At 43.7% G+C, this 24,087-nt stretch carries 24 protein-coding genes; 5 read left to right on the top strand and 19 right to left on the bottom strand.

What is annotated here, in order from left to right; translation table 11 throughout:
• Nucleotide 1: 1 nt before the first annotated feature.
• The 4 genes from DQQ10_RS05885 to DQQ10_RS05870 all read right to left on the bottom strand — a co-directional run bounded on the left by DQQ10_RS05885 (nt 2) and on the right by DQQ10_RS05870 (nt 3,442).
• Nucleotides 2-328: an ArsR/SmtB family transcription factor gene (locus tag DQQ10_RS05885; protein WP_112745906.1), complete on the bottom strand. Its 327-nt coding sequence runs from the start codon at nt 326-328 to the stop codon at nt 2-4.
• Between the two features lie 196 nt (nt 329-524).
• On the bottom strand, nt 525-1,652 hold the full coding sequence (locus DQQ10_RS05880) for an acyl-CoA dehydrogenase family protein (RefSeq protein WP_112745905.1): 1,128 nt from the start codon (nt 1,650-1,652) through the stop codon (nt 525-527).
• Between the two features lie 121 nt (nt 1,653-1,773).
• Nucleotides 1,774-2,859, bottom strand: a complete 1,086-nt coding sequence (locus DQQ10_RS05875) for a nickel-binding protein (RefSeq protein WP_112745904.1) — start codon at nt 2,857-2,859, stop codon at nt 1,774-1,776.
• Between the two features lie 136 nt (nt 2,860-2,995).
• Nucleotides 2,996-3,442 (bottom strand): hypothetical protein, encoded by a 447-nt coding sequence (locus tag DQQ10_RS05870; RefSeq protein ID WP_133259545.1) that lies wholly within the window; start codon nt 3,440-3,442, stop codon nt 2,996-2,998.
• 447 nt (nt 3,443-3,889) lie between these two features.
• On the opposite strand from DQQ10_RS05870, the gene DQQ10_RS05865 reads away from it, so the two are divergent.
• The 5 genes from DQQ10_RS05865 (at nt 3,890) to DQQ10_RS05845 (ending at nt 9,527) form a co-directional block, all read left to right on the top strand.
• Nucleotides 3,890-4,609 carry an alpha/beta fold hydrolase gene (locus DQQ10_RS05865; protein WP_112745902.1) on the top strand — a complete coding sequence of 240 codons (720 nt, stop codon included), beginning with the start codon at nt 3,890-3,892 and terminating at the stop codon, nt 4,607-4,609.
• A gap of 263 nt (nt 4,610-4,872) precedes the next feature.
• On the top strand, nt 4,873-7,155 hold the full coding sequence (locus DQQ10_RS05860; protein ID WP_112745901.1) for a TonB-dependent receptor: 2,283 nt from the start codon (nt 4,873-4,875) through the stop codon (nt 7,153-7,155).
• 12 nt (nt 7,156-7,167) lie between these two features.
• A complete protein-coding gene (locus DQQ10_RS05855) occupies nt 7,168-7,878 on the top strand; it encodes a DUF4198 domain-containing protein (RefSeq protein ID WP_112745900.1) in 711 nt (236 codons plus the stop codon).
• The gene (locus tag DQQ10_RS05850; protein ID WP_112745899.1) at nt 7,875-8,597 is read left to right on the top strand and encodes a PepSY-associated TM helix domain-containing protein; all 723 of its coding nucleotides are present in this window, start codon (nt 7,875-7,877) and stop codon (nt 8,595-8,597) included. The genes DQQ10_RS05855 and DQQ10_RS05850 overlap by 4 nt, the downstream gene beginning before the upstream one ends.
• A 264-nt stretch (nt 8,598-8,861) precedes the next feature.
• Nucleotides 8,862-9,527 carry a hypothetical protein gene (locus DQQ10_RS05845; protein ID WP_112745898.1) on the top strand — a complete coding sequence of 222 codons (666 nt, stop codon included), beginning with the start codon at nt 8,862-8,864 and terminating at the stop codon, nt 9,525-9,527.
• 49 nt (nt 9,528-9,576) lie between these two features.
• Here DQQ10_RS05845 and DQQ10_RS05840 read toward each other — a convergent pair whose 3' ends face one another.
• From DQQ10_RS05840 to DQQ10_RS05770, 15 genes are all read right to left on the bottom strand, one after another.
• Nucleotides 9,577-10,200 (bottom strand): hypothetical protein, encoded by a 624-nt coding sequence (locus DQQ10_RS05840; protein WP_112745897.1) that lies wholly within the window; start codon nt 10,198-10,200, stop codon nt 9,577-9,579.
• A 150-nt stretch (nt 10,201-10,350) separates the two neighbouring features.
• The gene (locus DQQ10_RS05835; RefSeq protein ID WP_112745896.1) at nt 10,351-10,968 is read right to left on the bottom strand and encodes a hypothetical protein; all 618 of its coding nucleotides are present in this window, start codon (nt 10,966-10,968) and stop codon (nt 10,351-10,353) included.
• Between the two features lie 92 nt (nt 10,969-11,060).
• Entirely contained in the window at nt 11,061-11,636 is a 576-nt protein-coding gene (locus DQQ10_RS05830; RefSeq protein WP_112746227.1) for a Crp/Fnr family transcriptional regulator, read from the bottom strand.
• Nucleotides 11,637-11,833: 197 nt separating this feature from the next.
• Nucleotides 11,834-12,466, bottom strand: coding sequence for a multicopper oxidase family protein (locus DQQ10_RS05825; protein ID WP_165823810.1), 633 nt, complete (start codon nt 12,464-12,466; stop codon nt 11,834-11,836).
• Nucleotides 12,454-13,269, bottom strand: coding sequence for a multicopper oxidase family protein (locus DQQ10_RS05820; protein WP_165823809.1), 816 nt, complete (start codon nt 13,267-13,269; stop codon nt 12,454-12,456). Before DQQ10_RS05820 ends, DQQ10_RS05825 begins: the two co-directional genes overlap by 13 nt.
• 39 nt (nt 13,270-13,308) lie before the next feature.
• Nucleotides 13,309-13,950, bottom strand: a complete 642-nt coding sequence (locus DQQ10_RS05815) for a DUF3347 domain-containing protein (protein WP_112745893.1) — start codon at nt 13,948-13,950, stop codon at nt 13,309-13,311.
• A gap of 47 nt (nt 13,951-13,997) precedes the next feature.
• The gene (locus DQQ10_RS05810; protein WP_112745892.1) at nt 13,998-15,269 is read right to left on the bottom strand and encodes an efflux RND transporter periplasmic adaptor subunit; all 1,272 of its coding nucleotides are present in this window, start codon (nt 15,267-15,269) and stop codon (nt 13,998-14,000) included.
• A complete protein-coding gene (gene tnpA, locus DQQ10_RS05805; protein WP_112745891.1) occupies nt 15,238-15,696 on the bottom strand; it encodes an IS200/IS605 family transposase in 459 nt (152 codons plus the stop codon). Before tnpA ends, DQQ10_RS05810 begins: the two co-directional genes overlap by 32 nt.
• 1,070 nt (nt 15,697-16,766) lie before the next feature.
• On the bottom strand, nt 16,767-18,140 hold the full coding sequence (locus DQQ10_RS05800; RefSeq protein ID WP_112745890.1) for an efflux RND transporter periplasmic adaptor subunit: 1,374 nt from the start codon (nt 18,138-18,140) through the stop codon (nt 16,767-16,769).
• Entirely contained in the window at nt 18,118-19,500 is a 1,383-nt protein-coding gene (locus tag DQQ10_RS05795; RefSeq protein WP_221409676.1) for a TolC family protein, read from the bottom strand. The genes DQQ10_RS05800 and DQQ10_RS05795 overlap by 23 nt, the downstream gene beginning before the upstream one ends.
• Nucleotides 19,484-21,409 carry an efflux RND transporter permease subunit gene (locus DQQ10_RS28295; RefSeq protein ID WP_112745889.1) on the bottom strand — a complete coding sequence of 642 codons (1,926 nt, stop codon included), beginning with the start codon at nt 21,407-21,409 and terminating at the stop codon, nt 19,484-19,486. The genes DQQ10_RS05795 and DQQ10_RS28295 overlap by 17 nt, the downstream gene beginning before the upstream one ends.
• 10 nt (nt 21,410-21,419) lie before the next feature.
• Nucleotides 21,420-22,703: an efflux RND transporter permease subunit gene (locus DQQ10_RS28290; protein WP_112745888.1), complete on the bottom strand. Its 1,284-nt coding sequence runs from the start codon at nt 22,701-22,703 to the stop codon at nt 21,420-21,422.
• Between the two features lie 96 nt (nt 22,704-22,799).
• On the bottom strand, nt 22,800-23,207 hold the full coding sequence (locus DQQ10_RS05780; RefSeq protein WP_133259544.1) for an HYC_CC_PP family protein: 408 nt from the start codon (nt 23,205-23,207) through the stop codon (nt 22,800-22,802).
• A gap of 320 nt (nt 23,208-23,527) precedes the next feature.
• On the bottom strand, nt 23,528-23,734 hold the full coding sequence (locus DQQ10_RS05775; protein WP_112745886.1) for a heavy-metal-associated domain-containing protein: 207 nt from the start codon (nt 23,732-23,734) through the stop codon (nt 23,528-23,530).
• A 20-nt stretch (nt 23,735-23,754) separates the two neighbouring features.
• On the bottom strand, nt 23,755-23,952 hold the full coding sequence (locus tag DQQ10_RS05770) for a heavy-metal-associated domain-containing protein (protein ID WP_133259543.1): 198 nt from the start codon (nt 23,950-23,952) through the stop codon (nt 23,755-23,757).
• Between the last annotated feature and the right edge of the window lie 135 nt (nt 23,953-24,087).

The following is a 24,087-nucleotide window of genomic DNA, read 5'->3' as shown; positions in this document are numbered from 1 at the left end:
ATTAGCAGCAGTTTTTAGGGACGTATTTGGCGAAGAAGTTGATAAAGACATCACGCGCTTCTTCCCAAACTTTTTCGTCTATGCAGTAGTTGAGCTTTGGCCCTTCGACTTCGCCTTTGATAATGCCGATCTGCTTAAGTTCTTTTAAGTGCTGCGAAATTGTAGACTGCGATAGTGGGAGCTGGTTGACCAGGTCATTGGTGATGCACGTACGATTGGTGAGTAGGTACTCAAGTATGGCTACCCGCGCCGGATGGTCAAATGCCTTTGCGAGCGTGGCCATGTGATTCTGGCGCTTCTTAAAAACTTCGGACTTTGTGATTCCCATATCGTTATAACGCAATATTACGATAATGGTTTCATAAAATCTAAACAGGTATATACTTTAGTTAGTTTCACATCGCGTGTCTTGCAGGTAATAAAGAACGTTCCTGTAACGCAACTTCAACTGAGAAGCAGCCTTCGCGTTACAAATTTTTACACTGCAGAGCTATATGCTTTAGTCGCTTTACACTTCGCGTTTGTTAGCCCGCCAATGTCCTTCCTATAAGGTGATATCCAAGCATTTCTTTTTGTTTGCTACTTTGCATCGGATGGAATTCACCGGCGAGCAAATCGCGATATAGCCGTTCAATACCTGTCTTTTGATAATAAGATTTTCCGCCTAACGCTTCCATTGCAGCTTGCGCACTGAGTCGACCATGTTGCGTGATAATAGATTTGGCTTGTAGGGCCGTTGCAGCAGAGTTGTTACTAGGGGAGATGGACAAATTGTTTGCATTGTCAATAAGCCTTTGCAGCGCCATGTTGACGATCTGATAGTGATTGTGCATCTCACCGAGGCTTGATGCGCAGAAGCTTTCGCAATCAGATTTCTTCGCGATAAGTGCCACGGTTCTGTTAATAATTTCTTCAACAATTCCGGCATAAGGAGAAACAAATACCGGGAATGCCAGGGTACTAACAACATTCCACAATTGGTGCCATTTTCCTCGTTCTCTGATCAAAGTAATTTTTTCTTCTGGAACAAATACGTCTTTGAAATGGATCGTGTTAGAACCAGTGCCTCTCATTCCCATGGCGTTCCAGTCGTTGACGATCTCAACACCTTGCGTAGTTAAGGAAACTGAAAAGTGCAAGACTTGCTCTTTTGTGCCATCGTTGTAGGCACAGCTCATCACAGCAACATCAGCCATGGGCGCGCCGCTGCAAAATGACTTCGTACAATTGATGGTATAACCACCATCTACTTTTCGCGCTGTTCCATTCGACGATACCCAGTCTCCACCACCCGTGCTTAAGAGCGTGAGATCTTTTTCGGCAACCGCCTTCAATGTTGTTGTTGCCATTGCGTCTCCATTCAAGTGTTTGAAAACGAGCACCGCTACCAAGTGCATGTGCATCGACAATGCGAGAGATGTCGAGGGACAAAGACGCGCTAAATTTTTTAAGAAATAACAAACGTCTGCATATTGCACACCTCCGCCTCCAAGTTCGATTGGAATAAGCGCTTTGTACACATCTCTTTCCTTCAAAAGGCGGAAGTTCTTTTCTGCAAATTTGTTTTCTACATCACAGTCCTGCCCTTGCTTTTCGATTTCTGGTGCCAGTTCCTTCAGGATGCTTGGTAAGTTGATTGCTGCGAGTACCATGTTGATCTTTTATTAAAGTGTAGCGTAAAGATGGGGTGAACAGAAAAAGGGTTCTACCCGAAATTGTTCAAAGACTACCGTAAACTGTTCAAATCACTTTCGCAGCCGAAAAGAGACTGCGTTATTTGTTCGCTGACACAAGAACCTCAGAAGGTGTACATCCGAATTTTTCGGCGAAGCATTTAGAAAAGTAGGAAGGGTTGGTGTAGCCAACTTCAAGGGCAATTTGAGAGATATTTTTTTCGCGCTGCTGAACTAGTGTAAGGGATTTTTCTAAACGCAAGTTTCTCAAAAAATCATTAGGCGCCCTCCCAGTAATGGCGGTAATTTTTCGATATAGCTGCGGCCGGCTGATGCCGATGTCTTTGCAAATTGTTGAAATGTTAAAAGTTTCCAGCGCAAGTTTATGGTCGGTAACGTCGAGTAAGCGGCATACAAATTCTTCGTCAGTAGCGTCAAGAAATTTGAATTCGCTCGACGTGTTTCCGATGGTACAGAGTCTGCTGGCCAACGCTGAAACTAAGATTTGGTTGTCGTGCACGGCGGTGCATAATCGATGAGCCAAGTGAATGGCTTTGGAGAAGAATTCGCCATCGCGCGTCACGGGTTGGTCTGCAGTAATACCAATTTTAAAAATAACGTGCGATGTATTATCACGGGTAAGTTCTCCTTGAATTTCTTTGGCGCAAGTTATGGCAGCGTCGGCATCGTCGAACACACCGATCAACGTGTCGGCTAGGGGCCACTTCTTTGTACGGCCTCGGTGGGCGCTGATGTGTTCGGTGATCTTTCCTTTTGCCCAAAGGGGAGGTTGCAGTTGTGCTTGGTCGGTATTTTTTGCCGACATCATTCCTCGCATCATCACTACCATCACGAAACGATAGCCGTCATCAACGTCTCCGTCTTCTGAACGCGTCAGTCCATGGTCGACCGTCAATTTATCACCCATAAAAAACTTGAAGCTACCCGGTTCAACTTCCGTCATGGCGCAAGCTAAATTTCCGTGTGCAAGTTGATGCACGAGCTCGCAGGTTTTCGCATCAGGACCTTCCACGAGGCAAAAGACTGTTCCTTCTTTTTGGTTCACCCAAAACTGATGGTATTTAACGCCATACTTTGCTTGAATAGATTCATCGGCGGTGTGTGCAGATTTAACACCGTCAACCGTTACGTTGTCGATCTTATGAAAATCCATGTAAAGCGGCATGCAATGGATTGATTATGTAACTAAATATAATCAATTAAACGCTCCGAAGTGTCATGAAGTCGATTGTAAATACGCGTGATTGTTTTGCGCGTTTATTTCCGCTCAGCGATCGTGCTTTTCTTACCTGCAAGTTTAGTTACTGTTTTTCTAATTCGTCTAGAAGCATGTTGATCTGCTCAATGATTGCATTTCTTCGACGCGTATAATCTACGTCGATATTTTTCAGCGTGGACCAATCTTCGGTTTTTACGGCTGTTCTAAAATCTGTTGGAAGTGGTGTGAATAAAATGATACGTTCAGCATTAACCGTGTCACCAGGCGATATTTTTTTTGGCGATAAGTTTGGTTTTATGTTGTCGCGCTTTAATCCTGCACGTGTTGCGGAATTGAGCGTTGAGTCAGGGGCTGTTGCGCGGCATACGGCTTCGAAAGGTATGCTTCTTTGTTTGGCTTGTTTGTTAAAATAGTCAGCGGCGATCACACTTTTGGCGGCGCCATGTTCACATATGAAAACTACCTTACGCATTTGTGCATTCATGGAAACACTGATGACGCAGCAAACAAGGAAAAAAACGAATTTCATACAGCGTTTTGTTTTTAGGTTTTTAAACACATAAGATAGGTCACGGTAGGTAAACGATTTCCAATACTCAGTTGAAGCGTTCATAGTATCGCACAATAATACTCGTGTAAATATTTTAATATTCTACCAAGGCTGAAAGGAAGCTACTAAATACAGTTGCAATTATATCCATGGGTGATCAGAAATATTTAGCATGAGCGATGTAAGAAAGTGAGCAGCGTAAAGTGCGATCCGGCTTTTGGGGACAAGCGTGAAAAACTTTATCCGGGCACTGATATCGTAGAATTCAAGTACCTGAACGTTTGGTAATATGAAGAAACAGCACTGTAGGTGGTAAGCTGAAATATCTTTCAGAATTTTCTAACACTTGTTTTGCTGCTGACATAATGTTGTCAGTAGCGGTGTTCATCTTTACGCCACAGAAGTAATAAAAACTAAAGCGTGAACATGGAAAATAGTAAGATAGGTGTAGTGTTGATTTATGGCGCCGGATTAGGAAGTTTTGTCTGGGATAGCGTTAAGCCGCAGCTTGATTTCCCCGTATTGACGATCGAATTTCCGAATCGAGGAGCGGGTGATACTGCGAACGATACATTGAGTTTTAATGATTACCGAAATGCCGCACTGGATCAAATCGAGCGTTGGGGCTATAAAAGATTTGTGATTGTGACGCATTCTATCGGAGGCTGTATCGGTTTAAGCTTGATGGATTTGCTGTCTGATAAGGTTGCTGGATTTGTAGGTATCGGCGCTGCAATTCCGAGGCATGGAGGTTCTTTTATTTCATCGTTGCCCTTTCCGCAGCGCATAGTGATGCCGTTGGTGATGAAATTTTTTGGTACAAAGCCGCCGCAAAAATCGATTGCCTATGAATATTGTAATGATCTCAACGCAGAGCAGTCTACGGAAATTCTCCGTTGCTTTACAGCCGAAGCGAAAGGGTTGTATACGGGGAAAGTGTTTTATGAAAAAACGGCGGTGAAGTCGCTCTATGTGAAACTCACCAACGACAACAGCTTTCCTTTGCCGTTACAAGATAAAATGGCGAACACTTTGGGGGCAGAAGTTACAAGTTTAGCCACGGGGCATCTGCCGATGGTGAGTAATCCAACTGCATTAGCGAAAATTTTTAACGAGTTTTTTGCTGGTGTTTTCTCTGGCAAATAGGCGCTAGTCAGGGTTGCGCGGTACCGGTGTGTGTGCTTTATACTTTGAATGTTTATTGTAATGACGGGAAGTACTACACCGATCATGCGGAAGCAATGATAGCTGCGGGAGTTTTTCTGCTCCGATTCCGAAGTCATCGTTCGTTTGCATGTATAAAAGGAATGCGCTCGGGTAATTCTTCAACATGATTAGATTCAGTCTAAATAAATTTGACTAGTGTTAAAGACCACCTATATTCGCGGCGTAGAATTAATCTAAATAACATGAATCCCTTCCCATCTCGGCGTGCGCTACTCGCATCCTGTGTATTTGTTTGTTTATCAGTGGTTTATACTTTCGCTCAGACTGGTTCTGTCAGCGGTGTCATCAAAGACGCTAATGGCGAGGCCCTTTCCGGCATATCCGTAGTCTTGTTAGGCACTTCTCACGGAACAGCAACGGATGCTAACGGCGCTTATTCGATAAGTAATATACCTGCCGGAGCGTACACGCTGAAATCGACCGCAGTGGGCTTCCAATCACAGACACAACGTGTTACAGTACCGGATGGCGGCGACGTTTCTGTTAATATCGGATTGAGCACAGAAAGCACCGAGCTTTCAGAGGTTACGATTACATCGACTGGAATTAAGGATGAGATCAAAGACATTCCGGGTACGGTGAACATCATCGATGCTACGCAGATTCGCGAATCTGGCGCGCAATCGGTAGGTCAGATCATCACCCGTATTCCTGGTGTAAACTATCTCGATGAGGATGGCAGAGGCTTGAAGCCCAATATCGGTTTGCGCGGATTGGATCCGTTGAGAAATAGAAATTTGTTAGTGCTTGTCGATGGTAAATTTCCGATAGGGATGACGTTGTATGGAGACCCTGCGGCATATTACATGGTGCCACTGCAACAGGTTGAACGCATTGAAGTGATTAAGGGAGCTTCGCCCGTTTTATACGGTGGCTACTCAGTTGGTGGAGTTGTTAACATGATCAGCAAGAGAGGTAGCAGAGAACCTCAAACTACTGTTGATTTAAGTTATGGAAGTTGGCGTGGTGCAACTGCACAAGTAACGACAGGTGCAGATAATGGCAAATTCAACTACTTCTTGTCAGGGTTGAGACGGCAGGGCGATGGCTATAGAGATCGTGCTGACTATGAAGTTAACGATTACACCATTCGACTTGGCGGCAAGCTAGATGAGACTACAGAACTATCTTTATACCTAAACCTCTTTTCGGAAGACTCACAAACGCCTGGAGGATTGACGCAAGCGCAATACGATCAGAATCCGAAACAAAGTCAGCATACAAGTGACGAGTTCTTTGCGCAACGTTTTAGTACAGCGCTGTCATTTAAAAAAACGATTGGGCAGTATCAAACCATTTCAACATCGTTGTACGGAAACTACTTTCAACGCGACTGGTGGATCTCGTACGCTACGCCGAAAGCAAACGGATTTCTACGTGACATCCATGCCCTTGGTAATGTTACCGACTACAACCTGACGCGCCCTATTGCTGGCCATAACAACTCATTGATCGCCGGCGTTCGTATTCATACAGATAGATTGGATGACATCAATGTTGCCGGTGCAGATAAGGAAGCGCGTACAGGTCCGACAACAGGAAACAAAATCAACACAAGCTTCATTCATGAGTTTTATCTCTATGATGAATTTGACATCATACCGTCATTGACTTTCGCGCCAGGCGTGCGTTACACGAGTGTAAAGTACAAGCGAGATGATCTGATGTACAAGGCGCCTAATAGTGCAATATTTGAAGGAAGACAAGATGAAATCACAAGCGATGCATTCGTTTACTCGGCAGGATTGATTTACAAAATTAAAGATCACAGCAGAGTGTATACAACATTCTCAAGAGGATTTCAGCCTCCAGCACTCAACTCGGCACTCGCTCCTGGTACGGTCGATGCTGGTGTAGATCTTCAGCCAGAGACTTCGAAGAATCTCGAGGTAGGGATCAGAACGAATCCGGTACAATGGCTACAATTCAACATCTCTGCTTACGGAATGGTATTTGATAACAAGGTTATTGCCGAGAGTGGCGTAAATAAAAATGCTGGAAGCAGCCTTCACCGCGGTATCGAAGCTGAACTTGAACTCGGTTCATGGAAAGGTATTAGCCTGTTTGCCAACATCACCAAACAGAGAGCGACGTTTACAAGTGGAGAAAACGATGGTAATATATTACCCAATGCGCCTACAGATTTGGCTGCTGCAGGAATTCGATACAAACTTCTCTTTAATGAAGATAAACTCGTATTCAATCTCTCTTATAACTACGTTGGCAAACAGTACAGCGACGCCGCCAATACAGAAGTTGCTTCTGAGGATGGCAAACTTGGACCTGTGCCATCATACAACGTGACGAACTTTACGATCAATTATAACCGGAAGCACTGGGGTGTTTATTTTAACGTAAACAATGTGTTCGATGAAAAATACTTCACACTTCGCTGGGCGACTTGGAACGGAATTATTCCTTCTCCTGACAGAAACTTCCTGGCTGGTGTAAACTTTAAATTTTAAACACTGGTAGAAATGAAGATACTATTTTTTCTCACGTTGATGTTTGTAAGTGCTTTCTCGGTTGATGCACATTACTTATGGATTGAACTTGGATCACCAGCGAAGCTTGGTCAGGTGCAAGAAGTACGTATCTTCTACGGTGAATTCAATGAAGGTGTGCGCGAAGTTCGCGGTGGGAGATTGGACGAACTCGCTGGTGTTACGGCGTGGCTTATCACCCCCGATGGAAAGCAATTGCCTTTGGTATTGACGACAGAGGAAAAATTTTTCAAAACTACCTTTGTACCAGCAACTGCCGGAAAGTATACCATCGTTGCCGTTAACAATGTACGCGGCGTTGTAGACTGGTCGGCAAGTGGCATTGGTGTGGTTAGGCCTACTTATTATACCTATAGAGAAATCGTTGTTGTACAAGACCAAAGTACGGCGGCACAGTTTCCATCAGAAGCCATGTTGAGAATCAGTCCAGCGAAAGAGAAGAATTCATTTGCGGTGCAGTTCAATGGAAAACCTTTGTCGAAGGCTAAGGTTTTCTTCCATGCACCTAATGAATGGTCAAAGGAACTTTCTACTGACGAGAAGGGCATCGTTACCTTCAACCCACTGTGGAAGGGACAATACATTGTCGAATGTATCTATCTAGAGAAAGGCGCAGGCAGCTTCAACGGCAAATCCTTTGAGGCGATCCGACATCGTGCAACACTTTCAATGGACGTTCAGTGAAAAAGCTAACGCGTTCCAGAGCGCATCGTTACATCGGCCTTGTTCTGCTGCCGTTCTTGCTTATTTCTGCATTAACGGGATTCTTCCGTGCAAACTATAAATGGTTCTGGAAGGAAGACTATAAGAAAGTTAAGAACACAAGTTATTCTTATGCCCTTGACGTTCCTGAGGTTTCGATGGATAGTGTTTTTAGTATTGCTAAGCGGAGCGCCGGATCTGATGCTGTGATATCGGAAGTTCGTTTTCGACGAGAAGCTGGAGTTGCTTTTTACGATGTTCGAATCAAGAAAGGTAATCCCATACTGATCGACGCTACGAGTGGGGAAGTGGTCTCACCGATTGATGAAAACATGGCTACGTTGCTAGCCGGTCAATATGTAAAGGGAGAGGCGAAAGTTAAGTATGTGGAACTTAACGAATCATACGAGACAAGGAAGGGAAACAATATCCGATCGGTTTATATCATATCGTATGATGACGCATTGGAGACACAAATCATCATCGATAAATACAATGGTGAAATTGAAGAGGAGGTTGATAAAAATCTGAAGTTTGGGATGTGGATGGTTAAGTTACACGACTACGATTTCTGGGACAGCAAGCGCGGGATTCTGAGTTTTGTCGGTATTGGATTGACGCTCGTAGCAATCACTGGATTCTATCTGTGGGCTAAGGCAAAAGGAAAAAAAACGAAGTCAAAGTCGCAAGGTTCTGTTTGAATATCCACCGAAATTAGTTGTTAGACACTAACGCAGATTTGTGTCGATGATGAGTTGAAGTGTTTGATGTACGAAAACTAATCAGATGAGCCCAGTAAAACATGTAAGAAGTTGATTAGCGTAAAGTGCGATCCGGCTTTGGACACAAACGTGAAAACTTTATCCGAACGCTAATAGTGAGTGGTTGTATGCTTGTATCATCACGCGTGGCGCAAAATTTTCCAGTTCAATTCACCATATTTGTCCATTATCAACGACAAGGTCATGCAAAAGGCGCCAATCGACGACTTATTTTTTCAGTTCTACGGACACTATCCAGCGAAAGCCGGGCAGGGCTTCCAAATGCTTATCGCTGCAGCTGTCAAATTATTGTCAGGACAGGAAATGTCGTACGATGGAATTGGCGAAACGAATGCTGCGAGCACATCTACAGAGACCAATGAAAAAGGCGGCGTTACAAAAATCACTCTGAATCTAGTCATGCATGTTGCCGAATACGAAGAGGGGGACTTCTCGCTCATCTTCACAGAGGAAAGCACGGTAAAGATTGCTCAACTGGAACCCGAGGGTTTGCAAATAACTTCTGAATTTGAACAGTTCTACGATGCGCAGGGAAATGTCTCAACTACGATGGACGAGCTTAGAAGTCTGATCTCGGTCGTAAGCGGTGATGAAGACTTTGTAGCAAGGGGTGGGTGGATTTTAACTGGAGAATATCTTGCCTACAAAAACGAGCACTATGGCGTGCGTGGTATAACGTACGAAATCCCTGTGCGCGCGATAAAATATAAAATCGTCATTGAAGACAACGGACAGGCTAGGCTGTTTGTGCAGTCGGAGTCGGGGCACATCGACAGGCAGATCAAATCGGTAGATCTTCGAGGCGTGGCTTTCAAAGATGGAAGAGTCGAAGTGAAAAATCAAGGATAGTTTTCGTCGCCGCGAAGGACCTGTAATAGTTCGTGCTGGAAATAAAGTTCTAGAAATTAAATCCGAAGTGCATGCCAATTTCACCCGTGTACTTTGGCCACCTGTCATCTTTTTGTTTAAAACCTTCAGGCATTTCAGTGTGATAAGGACGGTAAGCGATACCGAGTGATGGTTCTATAAAAGATCTATCCTTAAAGAGTTTTATGTGGTAGCCAACGCGATTGGTATTGAATATCTGGAACCCGTTGTCAATTTTATTACCATTTTCATTCACAAATGTTTGTAGTGTAGGCATGACGTGCAGTGCTGCATAAAGACCTTTCCAGAAGTACCTTTGATATGCCAGCGCGAACCCATACTCTCTGATGTAGCCAGGAAATTCCTCTTCCTGTGTTCCGTATGCTTGATCTACCATTGGATTAATTCCTAAGGGCCATGCATATTTCCAAGTGATCAGTTCAATGGAGACTACATCTTTTCCTGTAATGCGATAGCCAATGTTGAGTTGAATAAAATCAGGTTTGTTTACGGTAGCGAAATTGCCAAGCAAGAATAAAGTGCTTCCTATAAAATACTTCTTATACGTGCTGTCTTGCTTGGTATATTGTGCATTCACTTGTAAACAGCTTGCGAGCGCAAAGGCTAATCCAAAGAGTATAATTTTCTTTTGCATATCTTTTAAGAATGTTAAACAATACAGCAAAGAACGACTGGTAATGGAATTAAAATCGTTCGCTTAAGTTAAGAAATGAAGGACGCTTGCTTATTATTCTGAGTGCAATCGCATGGCTGCTAATCAACTTACAATCACTCGTGCTCGGGTTTAAAAATTAAACCCAAAATGAAGCCCAGGTTGAATAAAGTAATTGGGCCATTTTTTCTCTACTGCTTTAAAGGATTCAGGCACATTCGTTCTGATGGGCCAATAACTACATCCAATAGCGGGTTCAAAAAAGAATCGGTTTTTGAAAAACTTCAACTGGTATCCCAGATGGAAGTTTATGTATAAGGTGTATCCGTTTCCAATCTTTTTTTTGTTTTCATTCATATACTTTTCAAAAGCATTCAAAGCGAAAACAGATGTATAGACGCCTTTCCACCAAAAGTGCTGGTAGGCTAGGGTAGGCGCAAGGATGCGTGCATGCCCCGGATAATTTAGCCCCGGAGCATCGAAAGATGGTCCAAACGGTATGCCTATTGGCCAAGAATAAATGGATCGTTTAAATTCAAAGGACACAACATGCTTAGGGGTTATCCTATACCCAACGTTCAGTTGTATATACTCCGGGTTATTTACTTTGGAGAAATTTCCAAGTAGAAAGAATGTGCTGCCAATGAACCATTTTTTATATGCGACGTCTTTTGATAGGTCTTGCGCATACACCTGTAAACTGCTTGCCAAGACTAAGGAAGCTGCAAGCGTTAAGATTTTCTTTTGCATAGCTATTCGTTTTTATTGGAAACGATAATGCAAAACTAGATTGGCGAAATCTCATAACGCGTTCACTTAAGTTAAGTAGTGAGCGAGAAGTGTTATTTTTTGTCCGTAATCCTTGCCCTTAACCTGCTTAGAGATTGTGGTGTGATACCTAAGAAGCTCGCCAGTTGATGTTGTGGCACGCGTTGGATAAGGTCGGGGCGCGATTCAAGTAAATTCACATACCGTTGTTCGGGAGAAGAAGTTTTAAACTCATCGAAATCTATTCGTTGTTTGGCTAACATTTCTTCGGACAACACTCTGCACATGATCTCAAACTTTGGAAATTTACTATTTACTGCTGCCTCCATATCAGCATTGGAAACGGTGAGTATTGTGTCCTCAGTACAACTTACATAATATTCGGATGGTGTCTTGTTGATCACGCAAGGCGGTGTCAATACTTCCATTTCTGTGTAGAAGGCAGTCGTTTTCTCTTCACTGTCTACCATGTAATACGTGCGAATACAACCTTTCAGGATAAAGTAGCTGTCTTTCGATCTTTGGCCTTCGTTGAGCAGAATTGTTCCTTTTTTTACAGAGCGAAATAGATCCAAAGACAGGATTGCGTTCTTCTCATCCGCTGTCAGAGAAACGTATTTTGATATAAAGTCAAAGAGTATATTTTCCATAGGTGCTGTCGTCTGTGATGTATAGGAGTTCTGTGAGGCTATGTCGAATTGAAAAAAATATCGGGTTAGAATCTTCAATATGCTTGGCTTTAAGAAAGCGAAAAAACTTGATATTGGAAAGCGCAGTCTTGTTGCTAATCAGGCTACTTTCTGAAGCTACAGAACAAGAAGTTTTTGGATGTTATTGAACGGCTTGTTTAGATAATTTTATAGTTAAGCATCATCCCATCGTCTTCGTGTTCGAGATTATGACAATGGAAGACAAATACCCCTGTGTATTCTGGAAATGTCATAATCACTTTAACTTTTTCTCCCGGCATCAATAGGATCGTATCCTTCCAGCCTTTTTCTGAGGCAAGTATTTTGTTTCTTCCACCTATTCTTTCCAATACCTGAAATTGTATACCGTGAATATGCATCGGATGAATTTCATCACCTGCTAAATTGTCAAATTCCCAAATCTCGGTTGTGCCCGCAGAAACGGTTTCGTCAACGCGATCCATCTCGAAAATCTTTCCGTTGATAGAATGTCTGCCCATGCCACCATGACCACCTTCGCCGCCAATCATCTGTGCGATGTCGATGACACGTGTTTTAACTGCTTGCGAGGAGCTTACTATATCAATAACAGAGAGCATGGAAGGAATCGAAAAATTTCGACCGGAACTTTTGTCGACTTTGAATTTTAGAAGATTAAAAGATTGTCTCCCTTGTACATTGAACTCACTGAACTTATTGCTGACGAGATAAAATTCCTTTCCGATGGTTGAGCCGGAGAAGTCTATGAGTACATCCAGTCGTTCACCGGGACCAAGCATTATGGTTGACACGAATTCAGGAGTTCGCAAAAGCCTCCATCTGATCCGATGATGATTAGTTGCTTGCCGCCCGTAAGTCCAAGATTGTAAACACGGGCAGTGGATCCATTCAGTATTCGGATTCTGTACCATCCTGCTTCAACACTCAGGAACGGGGCATGCTGTCCATTGATGAGTATTTGCTCGCCAAGATAACCGGTCATGATTTCCTCATCGTTGGGAGAGTAGTCGAGGTTGTTGCCTTCGAAATGTTTGTCCTGAATGATGATAGGAATTTCAAATTCATTGGATGGCAGATTCAACGCTGCTTCCTCTGAATCATTCACAATGAACATTCCTGCTAGGCCCATAAAGACTTGTTTTGCCGTGCGTCCATGCGGGTGTGGATGGTACCAGTAGGTTCCGGCACGTTGAATAATAGGAAGATCATAATTTAGAGATCCTCCCGGAGACGCGACATCTTTCGGATGTCCGTCCATATTTTCCGGAAGGATGAGACCATGCCAATGAATGTTGGTTTCTTCTGAAAGACTGTTTTGCAGAGATACATTTACAGTTTCGCCTGTGGTTGCTTTTATCGTGGGCCCAAGAAGCCCGTTTGCATACGACAAAGTTTTGCTTGACTTTCCTTTCAAGAGTTCACCAACGCTGAACTGTGCGTTCAGCGCAGCACTTCCCTCAGCGATTGATGGAATTGTCAAAGGCCTGTCAAACGCACCCTCTACAACCCAGTTTGGCTCCCCGATCATGTCGTCTTCGGTATGACAAGCATGAAGAATAAAAGAAGATCCAACCCACGCTGTGAGGGCAGACATGCCGGACCGTTTTATGAAATCTCTACGCTTCATTTCTGGTTACTTCAATTTTTCTTTCACTGATCCACAGGTGAGCATCTTGTCACCGAAGTATGGATTCTTGATTTCACGCTGATCACTTAGCCAATATGCACCTTCATTGTTAAAGGCCATCGGGCAGTAGTCATAGAATGCATCTCTTCCGCCAAGACCGAAAGCCTTAACGCTTTTATAAAGATTATCTGAAAGGTCACTGAATGATTTTCGTTGCGCTTCAATGTCCGTTGCTGATTGAATTTCCTTTAATGCATGTTGGATAGGAGAGAGATAGTTCATCCAATCGTTGTGTGCCGCGCCAGATAGAAGTTTCATATCGACTTTTGCCAGGGCTTCTTCTGTTTCTTTTGCTTCCCCTTTAACTTTACTTGCATCAGATGCAACGAAAGCATCTTTTAACGCCACATACGAAGTGAAGACTGAAGCAAGTTGATTCTGGAAATTTGCATCCGCTTGGAACTGTGGTTCACTTGCCGCTTCAGGCGCAGTTGATCCGGCAGCATGCTCAGTGCTATCGTGCGCTACGTGTTCGTTATGATCAGCCTGTTCGTCTTTTTTGCCACCAGCACAATTGGCCAGGAATACCAAAGCTGCAGCACTAAGAAGCAGCGAATAGAACATTGATTTCATTTTCATTGTATTCATGTTTATTTTTTTTACGCATTTAAATTGAGCCCATGTTATTTCATATGTTAATGAGAATGACCTGCCATCGGGTCTATTCCTTTCTTTAAGATAATTTCACTGTACAGGAGATAAGCGCCTGTCACCGCTACTGTGTCTCCCTCCATCAGTCCTTCCGTTATTTCTACCTTCTCAAAGTCCTCTAGTCCAGTCTTCACCATTTGCGGTCTGAATGTGTTGTGTCCACGTTGAATATACACGTGTGCCCCCTTTCCGTCTCGAATTACTGCGTCAACAGGAAGGGAAAGAGCTTTCTTGGTTGAGTGACTGAAGAAGACCTGAGCCTGCATCCCGGGCGTGAATGCGAGAGTGGTGTTAGCGATCGAAGCCCTCAGCGACATGATCTGTGTGTTGTTACGAAACTCAGGACTGAGAAATGATACCGTTGCCTCGACGGCTTGATTTTCAAAACCACTTATTCTTACATTGATCTGATCACCAACCTTTACAAGGGAGGCCTCGCTTGGATATAGTTCTGCTTCGAGCCAAAGCGTTGATGTATTTTCGATTCGTATCAGCGGTCCCCCTTCTGATACATATTGTCCTTCAGAGATTGAGATTTCACTTACAATGCCTGTAGCAGGAGAGCGGAACGTAATTCGATTCTGCGCGTTTTTATTTTTTGACAACTCATCAACTTGTGCGTTGGTCAAACCGTATAGCAAAAGCTTTCTCTTTGCGGCCTCAAGAAATGATTTGTATCGGGTTTCAGTTGACCCGAGCGCATCGAATTGCTCTTTTGCCAAAAGATATTCACGTTGAAGGGTAAGCAGTGTTTCACTGTATAATTCATAGAGTGGCTCTCCTTTCTTAATTGTACGTCCTGTTTCTTTGACGAAGAGTTTTTCAATTCTTCCAGCGGCCCTGCTGCTCACAACTTCCGTGAGTTCTTCATTTTCTACAAGTCTTCCATTGACCACCACTGTTTTTCCGATGGATTGTAACGAAACCTTTTGTGTAGTGACGTTCGCTAATTTCATCTGGCTGTCAGTCAACATAAGATCACTCGTAGACCGCGCTGTGTTACTTGGTTTGAGCACAAGATCCATTCCACACGCCGGACATTTTCCGGGACTACCTTGAATCACGTTCGGGTGCATCGGACAGGTGTACTGTGCTTCACTTGATTGATTCTGGTGTTGCTCATGATCATCTTGTGTTGACTTCGTGCACGCACCGAGTAGCGCGACTGCTATCGCGAACAAGATCACCAGATTGGATAAAGTCTTTTTCATGGTAGTCGTTGCGTTATATCCATTCGAATAAATATTTTTCGTCATGCTCGATGTTAAATTTTGTAAGGAAGTCTACATACTCCTCCTTGAATGTTTTGGTTCGATGGTGCTCCTCTTGATTGAGGATGTATTGGTAGACATTGTCAATATGGGAGTGAGAATAGGAAAACGCTCCATAGCCCTCTTGCCAGGAGAATTTTCCTTTCACGAATTTTTTTTCGTTGATGAAGTTAGACGTGTTGTTCTTTACATCCCGAATCAAATCTGAAATTGACATCGATGGTTTCAGTCCGATGAATAAATGGACGTGATCTTCCACGCCATTTACGATGATGGATTTATGTCCTTTGTTTTCGATGATACCTGTCATGTATTTAAAAACTTCGTTTCGCCAGGGTTTCATGAGTACATTCTCGCGGTACTTCACTGCGAAAACGACCTGGATGTAGAGTTGTGAGTATGTGCCTGCCATAGTATCGTAAGTTGGTTTGTTAGAATCATTTCACCCCTTCGGGGTTGGTTAGGTTAGGGTTACTTGTTAGAATCATATCACCCCTTCGGGGTTGGTTAGGTTATGTTTACTTGTTAGAATCATTTCACCCCTTCGGGGTTGGTTAGGTTATGGTTACTTGTTAGAATCATGTCACCCCTTCGGGGTTGGTTTAAGTTATGCTTACTTGTTAGAATCATTTCACCCCTTCGGGGTTGGTTAGGTTATGTTTACTTGTTAGAATCATGTCACCCCTTCGGGGTTGGTTAAGTTAGGGTTACTTGTTAGAATCATTTCACCCCTTCGGGGTTGGTTAAGTTAGGGTTACTTGTTAGAATCATTTCACCCCTTCGGGGTTGGTTAAGTTAGGGTTACTTGTTAGAATCATATCACCCCTTCGGGGTTGGTTAGGTTATGTTTACTTGTTAGAATCATGTCACCCCTTCGGGGTTGGTTTAAGTTACATGCTTACTTGTTAGAATCATATCACCCCTTCGGGTTGGTTAGGTTATGTTTACTTGTTAGAATCATATCACACCTTCGGGGTTGGTTAGGTTATGGTTACTTGTTAGAATCATATCACACCTTCGAGGTTGGTTAGGTTATGTTTACTTGTTAGAATCATATCACACCTTCGGGGTTGGTTAAGTTAGGGTTACTTGTTAGAATCATATCACCCCTTCGGGGTTGGTTAGGTTATGTTTACTTGTTAGAATCATATCACCCCTTCGGGGTTGGTTAGGTTATGTTTACTTGTTAGAATCATATCACCCCTTCGGGGTTGGTTAGGTTATGTTTACATGTTAGAATCATATCACCCCTTGGGGGTTGGTTAGGTTATGGTTACTTGTTAGAATCATATCACCCCTTCGGGGTTGGTTTAAGTTATGCTTACTTGTTAGAATCATTTCACCCCTTCGGGGTTGGTTAGGTTTCAGCGCTATGCTGTACTCAATCCCGAAGGGATGACATGATTTTTGCCAAAAGCGATAATGGAAACAGAACCCCGAAGGGGTGACATTGCTCGCGATTGTTATGGAAGTTAACATCTTCTACTTGTTAATTTTGATGAAGCTCTCACTATCCACCAGATATTGACCGTTGCTGGCAATGTCATCAGCGGATGAGAGGCCTTGCTTGATTTCAACGTGATTATCGGTTCGGATTCCCGTAACCACTTTCTTTGGTTTGAAAACATTCTTCTCTTTCACGAACACGATATCATCAACGCCCAAATGAAGTACTGCTTCCTTGGGTACCCATAACGCTTCCACTGCCTTGTTTTCAATCACAGATTTTACCAAGTGGCCGATGTGCAGACGGTCAGTATTTTTTGTATACACCCTCACCGTGAGAAATTCCTGACCATCATTGAAGAAAGGTTGGACGAAGTCGACTGTACCTTCTTCTGCATGTTCATTACCGAAGTCGAGCGACACCCTGCTACCTTTTGTAACAGCTCCTGCGAGCGATGAAGCGATGTTTAATTCCACTCGGAGCGCAGATGGATTCACGATCTTAAATAAGGTTTGTCCAGCGTTAGCATAACTACCCTCGCGAATTAGTTGATCGCCAGAACTGATTGCCGAATTTGTCCCCGAAGCAGAAGGGGGCGATGTGCTTGAACTTCCCGCCATGCCGTCACTCATGCCACCGGAAGATGCGGAACCTACTTGGGCTGTCATCGGGGCGACCGGATTTTGTTGTGTGTCAGCGATCACATACCCATCGTATGGGCTATAGATTGTAAACGTATTTTTTGGTTCTTTACCTTTAATGAGTTCGTTGATCTGCGTGTCAGTTGCACCGAGAAGTCTCAACCGCTCTTTCGCGCTTTGGATGAGCGATTGATTCTCTGAATCGTTTTCCAAGAGAAACAACAGCTCTCGTTGTGCGGTCAGTAATTCCGGGCTATAGATTTCCGCCACCTTTTGGCCTTTTCTTATTTGTTGAAAAGGATATTTAAGAAATACTTTTTCAAGTCTGCCCGCGATGCGTGTTGGGATGGTGTAAATGCTTCTGGTGTCATACGTCACGATTCCTTGCGCCTCGGACGAAATGTGCATCGATTTGTATTCGCCTTTAATAGTTTTTATGGATGCCACCACTGTTTCATTCGGTGACTTCAGCAACTTCGATAGGTCTTCCGTAATTTCAACCTCTTCACCGGCGCGTGCTTTTCTTACGAGATCCATTCCACAGACTGGACATGACGCCGGTCTGTCAGAAATGACTGTGGGGTGCATAGGGCAGGTGTACGTGTCGTGTTCATGTGCGTTGTTGTCTTTCGTGCATGCAATCAGCACAACGAGCAACGCCACGATGACTTTAAATTTTAAAATTGAAATTTGTGATTTGACAGCAAGGATTGCAGCTTGTAGCTTGTGGCTTGCAACTTTTCTCTTATCTCTCCAATTCCTTTTCATAGCTGACGATCATATTTAAGTAATCCTGATTCTTTTCGATGTATTCCATCTGTGCCATATTCAACGCTTCCCACGAATCAATCACGATTGGTAGTTGCTCGCGATTTTCTTCGTATGCCAGCATGAGTGTTTGATAGTTCTTTTTTAATGCAGGGATTATTTTTGTGTCGTAGTTCTCAAGCTGTTGTTTCATTCTTGCTAGCTGAGACGCCATTCCTGCCAGCATTCCTCTTGTTTCGATGAGAATGGCTTGCCGGCCTTTTTTCATCGCCTCGATATCATATTGCATTCCTTTCACTTCCGTTTTGTACATCTTGGATGACCAGGGCGCGATCGGAATCGAGACCATTGCCATGGCTGTAAATTGTGTCGGCATTTTTCCGATTGGCTGCATGTGATCGAATCGTATCTTGAAGTCAGGTCGCGCCTGGTAGCGTTGCAATTGCTGATTGAGCCTCATCACTTCAATAGTTTTGTCGATCTGTTTGATGTCACTGCGTTGTGCAGTGAGTGCGGCTGTGTCATATATAATCTGATTCGGCTCGAATTTAATTTGTGTTGTCGTGTCAATCATGATTTTTGTTTGAACCGGAACGTTCATTAGGCTCTTCAGTCGGAACGAACTTTCTTCGATGTCGCCATCAGTCATCAGGATCATGTTTTGAACTTCGCTGAGTCTTCCTTCGGCCTTATAGATGTTTCCAAGACTTCCCTGATTATAAGGATATCGAATCCGGGCCAGCTTAAGCATGAGTTCCATGATCTGCTCGTTCTCTCTTAAAATGATCAGCTTCTGTTCGGCAACTAACCATTGGTAATACATTGCTTTTGCTTCACTTCGTAATTGATTGAATTGTGTGGATCGGTTTTGAATCTCCACTGATGCTTTGGACGCGAGGTAATTTTTGTTCGCGTTAAGCTTTGATGGATTGGGAATATCTTGTTCCACCGAGAACATCCATGCACCCTTATCCCTTTCGTCCATCAGCATCTGATTGGGATACGGTGTCATGAAAGTTCCAGCGCCTACCATCGGAGCCATCCAACTTTTTGCACCTTCCGCATAGGTGTTCAATGCCTTTACTTTGTTGTCGTATTCCTGTAACATAGGATTCTGCTTGTCGATGATCGTAAGGACACTGTCGAGCGTGATGACCTGTGATTGTGCTTCAATGGATAGCAACAGACATATCATCATCACAACACTGCGGCAGGGATAGAAGTGAAAAGCCCGCAGCTGCGTGGGCGTTTGCGCGCTGGCGCGAGGACTTGCAACGGACAGCCCGGCCCGAGGAACGAGGGAGCCGCCCAAACCTTTCTGCTTTGAGCTTTCAGCTTTCAGCCTAATGCTTGACTTCATATACTTCGAGTTTTCCGAATTTTCTTAATTCATATTCTTTGGTCATCAGGAAGATGAGGGGTGTCACGAGTAGAATGTGTGTTGAAGATGTTAATACACCACCGATCATCGGAAGGACAATTGGTTTCATTACATCACTGCCAACGCCGGTGGCCCACAACACCGGAATGAGACCGAACAAGGCTACGCATACCGTCATCAGTTTTGGACGAAGACGTTTTGCGGCACCGGCGATCACAAATTCTCTGAGTTCTTCGCGCGTAATTGTTTCGCTTGAATTGCCTCGTAGCTTGATGAGCTGCTGCATCGCGTCATTGAGATAAATGACCATCACGACACCTGTCTCTACGGCGATACCAAATAGGGCAATGAAACCTACTGCTACAGCAACCGATAAATTCACGCCGTAGAAGTACACCATGTACGCTCCACCGATCAAAGCAAAGGGTACCGTGATCAAACTAAAGAATGCTTCGCGGATAGAACGGAATGCTAGGTACAGTGATACAAAGATGATCAGCAGAACAACCGGGAGAATCATCATCAGTTTTTGCTTGCCGCGAATCAGGTTTTCGTATTGGCCACTCCATTCGAGATAGTATCCGTTAGGAAGAACGCCAAGGTTTTTATTTAATGTTTCGATCGCTTCCTCAACGGTGCTTCCAAGATCACGGTCTCTCACGTTAAAAAGTACAGCACCGCGAAGCAAAGCATTTTCGGAAACGATCATTGGAGGACCATTCTCAAACTTTATCTCTGCAACCGACGAGAGCGGAACCGTTCCAAGTGCCGGTGTCTTGATTGGAATACGTTTAAGTTGCTCGATGCTATTTCTGTAATCCTGTGAAAGCCTCACACTGATCGTAAAGCGTTGACGTCCTTCAATCGTTTGACCAATGGGACTTCCTCCAATGGCTGATTCAACGACTATGTTCACATCGTTTACACTTAGTCCATATCGGCCAAGCGCATCTCTGTTGATATCGATTGTCAAATATTTCCCACCTGTGATTGGATCTACATACAAATCCTTCACACCCGGAACGCCTGCAAGGGCAGCCTTCACTTTCTCTGATACCAACGCGATGCTGTCTAGGTTTTGTCCGTAGACTTTGATGCCGACATCAGTTCTGATGCCAGTCGCGAGCATATTGATTCTATTAATAATCGGTTGGGTCCATCCATTCACAACACCGGGGATTTGCATTTTAGCATCGAGTTCATTGATTATATCATTCTTGGTGATGCCTTCTCTCCATGCTGCTTTTGGCTTGAGCATGATGATTGTTTCAATCATACTGATGGGAGAGTTGTCGGTCGCGGTGCTGGCACGTCCGGCTTTTCCTAAAACTTTGTCCACTTCAGGAACTGACTTGATGATTTTATCTTGTACCTGCAAAATTCTTTTCGCTTCTTCGTTCGAAACATCCGGAAGTGTTACGGGCATGAATAAAATAGATTGTTCATCGAGCGGTGGCATGAATTCGCTTCCCAAACTAATCATCAAAGGAATACTAATAACAAGAGCAAGGATGTTGACGCCGATGGTTGTCTTGCGCCATTTCATGCAAGTACGAACGATTGGCTCATAGATTCGTTCAAGAAATCGGTTGATTAGGTTGTGCTTTTCATCTTTGAATCTTCCTTTCATAAAAAAGGAAATGATGACAGGTGCTAGTGTCACCACCAGTATGGCATCCACCAGCATAATGAATGTTTTTGTGTACGCCAGGGGATGAAATAGTTTTCCTTCCTGGCCTGTGAGCAAAAATACCGGCAAGAATGAAGTGATGATGATGATTGTCGAATAGAACACACCACGCGAGACTTGCTTCGAGGATTTCTCGATGATCGCCAGTCTTTCTGTGTCGTCTATTTTGTTGTATGGTTTTCTTGAGAAAAGTTTCATAACCAAATGTTTACTTGTCCTCGGGGTTAAGTTCTGAGTAGCGATGGGACAGGTTCTTGTAGGAATTCTCCGCCATGATAATACCATTATCAACAATCACCCCGATGGCGAGCGCAATCCCCGTAAGGGACATAATGTTTGAAGTGATACCGAAAGCGTTGAGCAGAATAAAACTAGTTGCAATCGTGATGGGTATCTGGATGATAATACTAGCGGCACTTCTCCAGTGAAATAAGAAGATGATCACCACCAATGACACCACGATCATTTCTTCGATCAGTGTGGTTTTGATGGATGATACAGATTCTTCAATGAGGTGACTTCGGTCGTAAACGATATTGAATTTCATTCCCTGAGGAAAACCTTTCGCGACTTCCTCCATTTTTTTCTTCACGGCTTTAATTACCTCATCAGCATTCTCGCCATAGCGCATTACAACAATTCCGCCGACTACTTCGCCTTCACCATCTTTGTCGAATATTCCAAGACGTGTTTCGCCAGTCATCTGTACGGCAGCGATGTCCTTGACCTTTACAGGAACTGTGTTCACGGTCTTGACAGGAATGTTTTCAATTTCACTTATTGATTTGAGATAGCCTGTCGTCTTGATAATGTATCCGATGTCACTTTGTTCAAACTTGCGACCACCAGCTTCGTTATTGTTTGCCCTGATAGATTGAATGACTTCCTGAGCTGACAAATTATAGTAGGCGAGTTTGTTTGGATCAACAGTGATTTGATATTGTTTTTGAAAACCGCCGAACGATGCAAGCTCGCTCACACCTTGTACATTCTGAAGCGCGAACTTAACATACCAGTCCTGTATGGCGCGTTGTTCACCAAGATTCATTCCGGGTGCGTCAAGCGTGTACCATAAGATATGGCCGACACCAGTTCCGTCCGGACCTAAAGTAGGCGTGACACCTTCCGGGAGTAGACGTGCAGCATAGTTAAGACGCTCAAGTACGCGTTCGCGAGCCCAGTATACTTCAGCATCATCGTTGAAGATGACATACACGAAGCTCATCCCGAACATGGAGGCGCCACGTACATACTTAACTTGCGGAAGTCCCTGAAGATTGGTTACGAGAGGGTAGGTTACTTGGTCTTCTATTATCTGCGGACTTCGCCCCATCCATTCTGTGAACACGATGACTTGATTCTCTGAGAGATCTGGTATCGCGTCGATTTTATTTACTTTCACAGAATAGACTCCCCAGGCGAATAAACCCGTGGCTACCATAAGCACGAGGAATCTATTTCGAAGAGAGAAAGATATTAAGCTTTCAATCATGACTTAAAATGAAGATTGTAAAAGAGAATTACTGTGATCGCGTTAGAAAATAGCGATTACATGAAGAGCTTAATACTCTTCAGAGCGAAGCGGAAATCAGATTAGAAACAGTTGATGCTCGACCGTAAGGTCACAAGATCGCAAAGGCGGATCGTAATTGTAAAAATATGTGCGGGCAACAGGAGATGCCGGTATAACTTCAGCTATAAGAATCACAGGCAACGCAAGGTCCATCGGTACAGGTGCCGCGATATGGATATGGTCGATTGATGCTTTGAAGTCCGTTCCTTCGTGATACACAACTTCGTCTTCGCAGCATGCTGGTTTCATGTGCTTATGGCACTTCGGAAGGGCCTTTTCTTTTAGGCAGCCATCCGCTTTACCAAACAAAGCAACGTTCTGAACTTCGCCCATGCAGATATGCATACCGACAACGAAACTGGTTGATGAAACCAGCACCAGGATGGCTAGTAAAACAGCTGATATGGAGCGCAATGCCTTCATTGATACCCAAATGTAACGTAATTATCGGATTTTGGATTTATACTTTACGATTATCGCGTTATAGAATTCCGTGAAAAGGCCAGGAAATGCGGCCAACTACAAAAAAAAGCCGTAAGCTATTGGTAGTGTCCGGAGGAAATCTAGTTTCTACGATAGCCTGTATGACGAAAGTCACAGCCACAGCCCGTAGCCCGAAGGCTTGTAGCCTGCAACTTTAAACTTTGAATTACACTCTTGATCGCTAGTGACAAAGTTTTTCCCCCGGGTCAATATTCGCCGTAAGCTAAGTGCCCACGACCCTAAGTTGTAAAGGCGTTTTACTAAAGCACCTCTGCCTTATACCCCGCCTTCTCAACCGCCTGGATTACCTTTGCATTATCCTTTTCTCCGACTACCGTTAGAACTTTTGATGGGTTGTTGTAATCAACTTCCCATTTGTCTTCGCCTAAAGCTTCGTTCAGGAAAGGAGTTACTGTCGCAACGCATCCCGAGCACTTTATGTTTGTTTTGAATTTAGTTGTTTCCATTTTTATTCAAAGTTAAGTATTCAATTCACAACGTTATACCCGGCTTTTTGAATCGCCTGTACCACCGCATCCTTGGTAAGTCCATTGTTCAATTCAATCTCCGCATTTGTTGGTGACACTGACTTCACGGTGCCGCCAATGGCCTTAACTGAATTAGTTACAGTCATTTGGCAATGAGAGCTTTTCATATTCGGAATGGTGAGTTGTATCGTTTCCATGATGTTCATTGTTATATGTAAATTAACGCAATCGACGTGCTGAAAGCTTTACATTATAGCTGGAACGATTTATATAATTACGCACGCGTCTTGATTTTGATCCCTTCATACATCGGGAATCGCTGACTCTTTATC

This window comes from Pseudochryseolinea flava (assembly GCF_003286915.1).
GTDB classification, from domain to species: Bacteria; Bacteroidota; Bacteroidia; order Cytophagales; family Cyclobacteriaceae; genus Ohtaekwangia; species Ohtaekwangia flava.
The sequence above is the reverse complement of the archived record's forward strand: the minus strand, read 5'-3'. Positions and strand labels throughout refer to the sequence as shown.